Source organism: Nitrososphaera sp. (assembly GCF_050748925.1).
Lineage (GTDB): Archaea > Thermoproteota > Nitrososphaeria > Nitrososphaerales > Nitrososphaeraceae > Nitrososphaera.
Map to the genome: position 1 here is coordinate 1 of NZ_JBOGQF010000236.1, position 1379 is coordinate 1379.

A 1379-nucleotide genomic window follows, 5' to 3' on the forward strand; every position below is an offset into this window, starting at 1 on the left:
GGCAGTGACCTCGTATACGCGGTAGCCGTTGCTCGCAAAAAGCGGGGCGTCAACCTCTGCAAACCCATACTCTGCAAAGCCCCTGGCCTTTTCGTAAAGGCCCTCGCCTATCACCACGCCGCCGGGCCGGGCAAGCACGTTCATCTTGGAGCAGAGGTTGACAGGCGCGCCAAACACGTCGTTTACCGATGACGTCGACATCTTTGCGACAATGACCGCCCCATAGTCGCAGCTTATCCTGTATTTCACCGCCGGCAGGCCCTCTCCAAGCAGCTGCGCGTCGAGTTCTGCGTTCTTGGCCACAATCGCAAAGCAGCACTCTAGCACGTTCCTGAACTCTTCCGGCCCGCCCTGCTCTGTAGCTGGAAAGTAGTACAGGAGGCTGTCGCCAATGTTCTTGACAACGATTGCGCCAAAGCCGGCAATGACGCCGGCAAGGCCGTTTAGGAATATGCTGTAATAGCGGCTGACCTTGTCCGCCGGCATCCTCATTGTGGCGCTTGTCGAGCCGACGATGTCGACGACCCCGACGCAATAGTTTCTCGTCGACGTAAAGAACTGCAGCAGGAGGTCTATCTGCTGCTTTTCCCTCGCGCCGTGCTCTGCCGCCGTGTGCGTCATTCTGCGGTCGTCTGACAACCAAAAACACCCTCGCGCTAGTTGCCGGCGGCTACCCTTGCGCGGCCGGCCTCTTCCACCTTTTCAAAGAGCGCCTCTATCCTCACCGGCTTTCTGAGGCACGAGTGGACGCCCTTCTTTACAAGCTCGGCCACCTCCGCGTCCGTGATGGACGACGCGGTGAAAAGCACCACCGTGTTCTGTTTCATCCTTCCTGACCTTATCAGCTGGTCGATGACGTCAAGGCCGGAAAAGTCCGGCATCGCAATGTCGAGAAAGACAAGGTCAAACTTGCCGTTTATTATCATGTCGAGGCCCTCCCTGCCGGCTTCGGCAGACACAACATCGTGCCCGACCGTGGTCAGCACCTTGACCAGCAGGTCGGTGATCTCGTGGCTGTCGTCGACTATGAGGATCCTCACTTTTGTACCCCTCTCGGCAGGCTGAAATAAAAACTAGACCCCCTTCCCTCTTCGGTGTCGACCCATATCTGGCCGCCAAGGCCGGTCACTATCCCCTTGCTTATCGCAAGGCCAAGGCCCGTCCCGCCGTGCTTGCGCTTTAGCGACGTGTCGACCTGGTAGAATTTCTTGAACAGGAATTGCTTCTTGTCCTTTGGTATGCCGGGGCCGTTGTCCCTGACCCCGAATACGACGCTGTCGCCCCTTGCCTCCGCCGTCAGCCCTATCCTGCCGCCTGCCTTTGGCACGAAATCGACAGAGTTGTAAAGGAGCGCGTTGAGCACCTGCACTATCCTAGCC

The 1379-nt window shown here is 58.2% G+C and carries 3 protein-coding genes; all 3 read right to left on the reverse strand.

The window, feature by feature from the left end:
- Positions 1–639 (reverse strand): adenylate/guanylate cyclase domain-containing protein (locus ACREAY_RS11885; RefSeq protein ID WP_431755978.1); only part of this gene is annotated, 639 nt, incomplete at its 3' end.
- Positions 640–656: 17 nt separating this feature from the next.
- A complete protein-coding gene (locus tag ACREAY_RS11890) occupies positions 657–1040 on the reverse strand; it encodes a response regulator (RefSeq protein ID WP_431755979.1) in 384 nt (127 codons plus the stop codon).
- The coding region (locus ACREAY_RS11895; RefSeq protein WP_431755980.1) for a sensor histidine kinase at positions 1037–1379 on the reverse strand (343 nt) is incomplete at its 5' end. The genes ACREAY_RS11895 and ACREAY_RS11890, both read right to left, overlap by 4 nt.